We start from the raw sequence: 5,476 nt of genomic DNA, 5'->3' as shown, positions 1-5,476 counted from the left end.
GGGACCCGAGGTCGGGGCGCATCGCCGACCTTAGCCGCCGCCCCGGACGGTGTCAAGGCGGTCGCCCCGATCGGGCCCGCAACCGCCGGGGCGGCCGTTCCGGGGCCGGGGCGGCCGGGCGCGGGAAGGGTCAGGCGTCCGGGTAGTCGCGGGCGACGATGCGCTGCCAGACCACGGCATGGTCGCCCTCGTCGGCGCTGGCGAGCAGCAGCTCGTCGCCCTCGCCCTCGGGGCTGGGATTGCGGGCCTGCATGAGCGAGTCGGGCCACTGGGCCGCGTGGTCCGCCTCCGTCCACGGGTGGTAGCGGTGCCAGAACTTCAGGTGCCAGAGGAAGAACCGCTCGACGCGCTGCAGCCCCTTCTCGTCGTCGCCGAAGTGCTCGCAGGCGAGCTCGAAGTAGCGGCGCATGATGGCCCACCGCTCGGGGATGGTCGGGTACCACGGGGCGTCCTCGGCCAGTTCCCTGAAGATCCACGGCTTCTTGAGCGCCCCGCGCGCGACCAGGAACGAGCGCACGCTCGTCTCGGCGCGGCGTTTGCGGAGGTCCCAGGGCGTCAGGACGTCGCCGTTGCCGATGATGGGGATGGCGACGGCCTGCTGCGCCTCGTCGATCAGGTCCCAGCGGGCCGACTTGCTGTAGCGCTGGCTGCGGGTGCGGCCGTGGATCGCCACCGCGTCGGCGCCGGCGTCTTCGGCCCGCAGCACGTTGGTGACGATGTTGAGTTTGTCCTCGTCATAGCCCAGCCGCATCTTCACCGAGAGCGGCACGTCGACCGCCGCGCGCACCGCCGCGACGACCTGGGCCAGCTTGCCCGGCCGCTTCAGCAGCGCCGCCCCGGAGCCCTTGCGCACCACCAGATCGATGGGACAGCCGAAATTCAGGTCGACGAACCGGGCGCCCGAGTCCACGGCGATGCGCGCGGCGTCGGCCATGACGTCCGGATGCTTGCCGGCGATCTGGATGCCGAAGTCGTCCTCGTCGGGATGATGGCGGATCAGGGGGCGCTCGCCGCCCTTGACGAGCTTGTGGGCGAGCACCATCTCGCTGCAGGTGCGGACGGCACCGAACCCGCGGCAGAGACGCCGGTAGGGAAGATTACCCCCCATGGCCATGGGGGCCATGGGGGTGATGTCGCGAAAGAAGTCGCGGGCCTGCTGTCGGTCCAAGGGGGTCGGATCCTCCGCCTAGCCGCCGTCCATCATGACGTTGTCCTCGAAGGTGGCGAAGCCCTCGGGGTCGGCCATGAAGTCGTAGGTGTTCTTCAGCAGCTTGTAGTGGTTCTGCTCCTCGGCGGCCAGGTGCTCGAAGAGCTCCTTGGCCTTGGGCGACTCGACCGCGGCGGCGGCGTTGGCGTACATGTGGTAGCCGCGGCGCTCGACGTCCATGGCGCCCTTGATGATCTCGAGCTCTTCCAGCTCGAATTCGTAGGGGTCGTGGGCGTCCTCGAGGGCGCCCTCGAAGATCCGGCGCACGTCCATCACGTGGTCGTCGTCGACGTCGGGCAGCACCGTCAGGGAGTTCTCCCGCAGGATGTCCTCGCGCATCTGCACGAGGTGGGCCTTGTGGCCCGCTTCGTCCTTGGCCAGGGAGTTGAAGAGATTGCGTTCGAGCGTCGAGGGGGCGTTCTGGGCCCGGTCCTGGAAGAACGCCATGCCCTCTTCCTCGAAGACGATGGCCTTTTCCAGGATCTCCACGCAGTATTTCACTTCGTCATGCATGACGTCCTCCAGAAGACGAAAAGCCGAGTCATGTCCACCTTTCAATGGTAATACCCCGCGCCCCGATTGCCACGAAAATTCGAATTCGCGCAGCGAAGCGGTTGAAATCGTCCGGGACACCGGTTAATTTCCTCACGTAGAGGCAGATGTCGTTTTAAGTGGTTTTTACTCCGGTTTTTACGGGATTTCCACGAAAACGGTTCCTTTGAAGGAGGGCGACCCATGGCCAAGCTGCAGAACGCACTCGCCAAGAAGATTCCGGTCTGGCGGGACGAGATCGGAACCCTGGTCAAGCAACACGGCGACCAGAAGATCAGTGACGTCTCCATCGCCCAGGCCTACGGCGGCATGCGCGGCGTCAAGGGCATGGTGTGCGACACCTCCGAAGTCCCGCCCGATGTCGGCCTGCTCATCCGCGGCATCCCCGTCGGCGACCTCGTCGACAAGACCCCCGAGGACACCTTCTACCTCCTCTGCACCGGCGAGCTGCCCAAGGCCGCCGACCGCAAGGCCCTGACCGACGAGCTCAACGCCCGCGCCAAGGTGCCGAGCTACGTGTGGAAGGTCCTCGAGGCCATGCCGAAGAACTCGCACCCCATGTGCATGCTCGACACGGCGATCCTGTCGATGCAGCGCGAGAGCGAGTTCGTGAAGGCCTACAACGCCGGCATGCCCAAGACCGACTACTGGAAGCCGACCCTCGAGGACAGCCTGAACCTGCTGGCCCGCATCCCGACCATCGCGGCCGGCGTGTACCGCATGCGCTTCAACAAGGGTCCGCGCATCAACCCGAAGAAGGGCCTGACCTGGTCCGAGAACTACGCCCGCATGCTGGGCGTCCCCGACAAGTCGGGCGAGTTCGCCGACTGCATGCGCCTGTACCTGGTGCTGCACTCCGACCACGAGGGCGGCAACGTCTCGGCCCACACCTGCCACCTGGTGGGCTCGGCCCTGAGCGACGCCTACTACAGCGTCTCCGCCGGCCTGAACGGCCTCGCGGGCCCGCTGCACGGCCTCGCGAACCAGGAGTGCCTCAACTGGGTGCTCGAACTGAAGAAGCAGTTCAAGGGCGTGCCCTCGGACGAGCAGTTGACCCAGTTCGCGTGGGACACCCTGAACGGCGGCAAGGTCATCCCGGGCTACGGCCACGCGGTGCTCCGCGTCAGCGACCCGCGCTTCACCGCCTTCCGTGCCTTCGGCATGAAGCACTTCCCGAACGACCCCGTCATGGCCCTGGTGAACAAGATCTTCGAGATCGTGCCGGGTGTCCTGATGGAGCACGGCAAGGCCAAGAACCCCTGGCCGAACGTCGACGCCGCGTCCGGCGCGCTGCTGTACCACTACGGCCTGCGCGAGTTCAGCTACTACACGGTGCTGTTCTCGGTGAGCCGCGCCATGGGCATGCTGTCGCAGCTGATCATCAACCGCGCCATGGGTTCGCCCATCGAGCGACCGAAGTCGGTCACGACGAAGTGGCTGCAGGCGCAGGTGAAGTAGGTCCCCTGCTTCCCGCACAGATGAAGTCCCCGGCGGTCCTCGGCCTTGCGGCCTGCGGATGCCGGGGACTTCGTCTGTGCGGGAAGCAGGGTGCGCCTCCACCCGGGGGCAGCCGCTGCGGCGGGGCCGGCTGCGGCTAGTCGCGGGTCAGGGCGAGGCGGAGGCCAAGGGCGACGAGGAGGGCGCCGCAGACGGACTCGAGGCGGCGGCGGACGGCCGGGCGCAGCAGGTGGTGGCGGGCCCAGGCCGCGAGGAACGCGACCGCGGTCAGCCAGACGAGGCCCTCGAGGCCGTGGATGGCGGCCAGCAGGAGCGACTTGCGGAGGACCGGGTCGCCCGGCGCGATGAACTGGGGCAGGAACGCCAGGTAGAACACGGCGACCTTCGGGTTCAGGACGTTGCAGAGGAAGCCGTCGAGGAGGCAGCGGCCGACCCCGGACCGGGTCGCCGGGCCGACGCCGCCGGGCTGCGCGGACGGCACCCCCGTGGCGTGCCTCCCCCGCCAGGCTTCCCAGACCGTCTTGCCGCCCAACCACACCAGGTACGCCGCGCCGGCGAGCTTCACCGCGTGGAAGAGGGCGGCGGACCGCGCCAGGATCACCGACACCCCGATCGCCGACAGCGCCGCGTGGACGAAGAGTCCCGCGCTGATCCCCCACATGGTGGCCAGTCCGGCCGACCGCCCGCTCCGCAGCACGCTGCGCAGGACGAGCATGGTGTCGGCGCCGGGGGTGATCGTCAGGGCGCCCGCCACGAGGGCGAAGGCCAGGACCTGGGAGTCGAACATGGGCGGGTCCTTTCGGGTGGCGTCGCACCAATCTAGCGCGGAGCGCGATCAGCCGCCCCTACCCGATCCACGCCTCCCCCAGGAAACGGCTCTCCCGTCCCCGCGTGCACACGATCTCCAGCCGCCGCTTGGCGCGGGTCAGCGCCACGTAGAACAGCCGTCGCTCGTCTTCCAGCCCGCCCTCCTCGCCGAGGGCCGTGCGGTGCGGCGTCTGCCCCTCGTCGGCCGCGTAGATGATGACCCGCTCCCACTCCCGCCCCTTGGCCGCGTGGATCGTGGCCAGCTCCACGGGCGCCGCGCCGCCGCACGCGTCGGCCACCTCGGCCAGCAGCCGCGACGTGCGGGCCAGGACCGCGCACCCGGTCGGATCCGCGTCGCTGATCAGGTGGGCCACCAGGGCGGCCGCCTCGCGCCGATCGCGGCAACGACCCACGACGATGACGCCCTTCTCGCGACCGCCCGCGCGCAGCGGCTTGCGGAACCGCACCTCGTTGTGCTCGATCAGGCGGCGCGACGCCGTGACGATGCGCCGGCCGCAGCGGTAGTTGTGGGCCAGGGCGTGGCGCTCGAGTCCCGGGTAGACCTGGTCGAGCTCGATGATCCGGCGCACGGTGGCCCGGCGCCAGGCGTAGATGCACTGGTCCTCGTCGCCCACGCAGAACAGGGAATCCTCCGGCGCCGCCAGCAGTCCCACGAGCAGGGCCTGGGCCGGCTCGATGTCCTGGTACTCGTCGACCAGCACGCGCGCGAAGGCCGCCTGCCAGCGGCGGCGCACCGCCGGGTCGTCCTGGAGCAGGCGCACCGTGCGGGCGACCAGGTCGTCGAAGTCGAGCCGGCCCCGGCTGGCGAGGGACCGTTCGTAGGCCTCGTAGAGGGCGGCCGCGTGTTCGGCGTCCGGGTCGGCGTCCGGGTCGGCGGCCGCGGCGCGGGCCTCGGCCGGGGTGACCATGGCCGCCAGTTTGAACCCGCTGAGCGTTTCGCGCAGGCGCGCGGGCGCCCAGGGTTGCTCGCCCCGGGGGGCCGCCACCGCCCCCGCCAGACCCGTCAGTTCGTCGTCCGTCATTTCCCCCACCGAGGCGCCCGCCCGGCCCTCGGCCTGCAGGATCGCCAGCCCCAGGCCGTGGAAGCTGCGCACCACGACTCCGGCCACGCCGGCCCGCTGCAGGCGCACGCCGATCTCCTCCTTGGCGTCGCGGTTGAAGCTGAGGCAGAGGATGCGCCCGGCCGGCGTGCCGCGCCGCTGCAACTCCTTCACGCGCTCGACGAGCACCGTCGTCTTGCCGCTGCCCGCCGGGGCGATGACCTGCACCACACCGTCGCCGGCCAGGACGGCGGCGGCCTGGGCCGCGTCGAGGCGGTCGTTGCCGGGCACGCGACGGCGAGCGTCCCCGCCGCGGCCGAGGCGGCGCCACCAGGGTCCCGCGGCCGGCGGCGACGCCACGGCGGCCTCCTCGCTGCGGGGCCACCCCGCC

Annotated in this window: 5 protein-coding genes; 1 reads left to right on the top strand and 4 read right to left on the bottom strand. The window is 70.3% G+C overall.

Annotated elements, in window-relative coordinates:
* Positions 1 to 130 precede the first annotated feature (130 nt).
* Both KDM41_17035 and KDM41_17030 read right to left on the bottom strand, forming a co-directional pair.
* Positions 131 to 1,168 (bottom strand): tRNA-dihydrouridine synthase family protein, encoded by a 1,038-nt coding sequence (locus KDM41_17035; GenBank protein ID MCB1185130.1) that lies wholly within the window; start codon positions 1,166 to 1,168, stop codon positions 131 to 133.
* 18 nt (positions 1,169 to 1,186) lie between these two features.
* Positions 1,187 to 1,720 carry a ferritin family protein gene (locus KDM41_17030; protein MCB1185129.1) on the bottom strand — a complete coding sequence of 178 codons (534 nt, stop codon included), beginning with the start codon at positions 1,718 to 1,720 and terminating at the stop codon, positions 1,187 to 1,189.
* Between the two features lie 222 nt (positions 1,721 to 1,942).
* On the opposite strand from KDM41_17030, the gene KDM41_17025 reads away from it, so the two are divergent.
* A complete protein-coding gene (locus KDM41_17025; protein MCB1185128.1) occupies positions 1,943 to 3,217 on the top strand; it encodes a citrate (Si)-synthase in 1,275 nt (424 codons plus the stop codon).
* A 136-nt stretch (positions 3,218 to 3,353) separates the two neighbouring features.
* On the opposite strand, the gene KDM41_17020 is transcribed toward KDM41_17025, so the two are convergent.
* Both KDM41_17020 and KDM41_17015 read right to left on the bottom strand, forming a co-directional pair.
* On the bottom strand, positions 3,354 to 4,004 hold the full coding sequence (locus KDM41_17020) for a LysE family translocator (GenBank protein ID MCB1185127.1): 651 nt from the start codon (positions 4,002 to 4,004) through the stop codon (positions 3,354 to 3,356).
* A gap of 58 nt (positions 4,005 to 4,062) precedes the next feature.
* A partial coding sequence (locus KDM41_17015) for an ATP-dependent helicase (protein ID MCB1185126.1) occupies positions 4,063 to 5,476 on the bottom strand: 1,414 nt, incomplete at its 5' end.

The organism is bacterium (assembly GCA_020440705.1).
Lineage (GTDB): Bacteria > Krumholzibacteriota > Krumholzibacteriia > LZORAL124-64-63 > LZORAL124-64-63 > JAGRNP01.
This window is presented reverse-complemented; position numbering and strand designations above follow the sequence as displayed.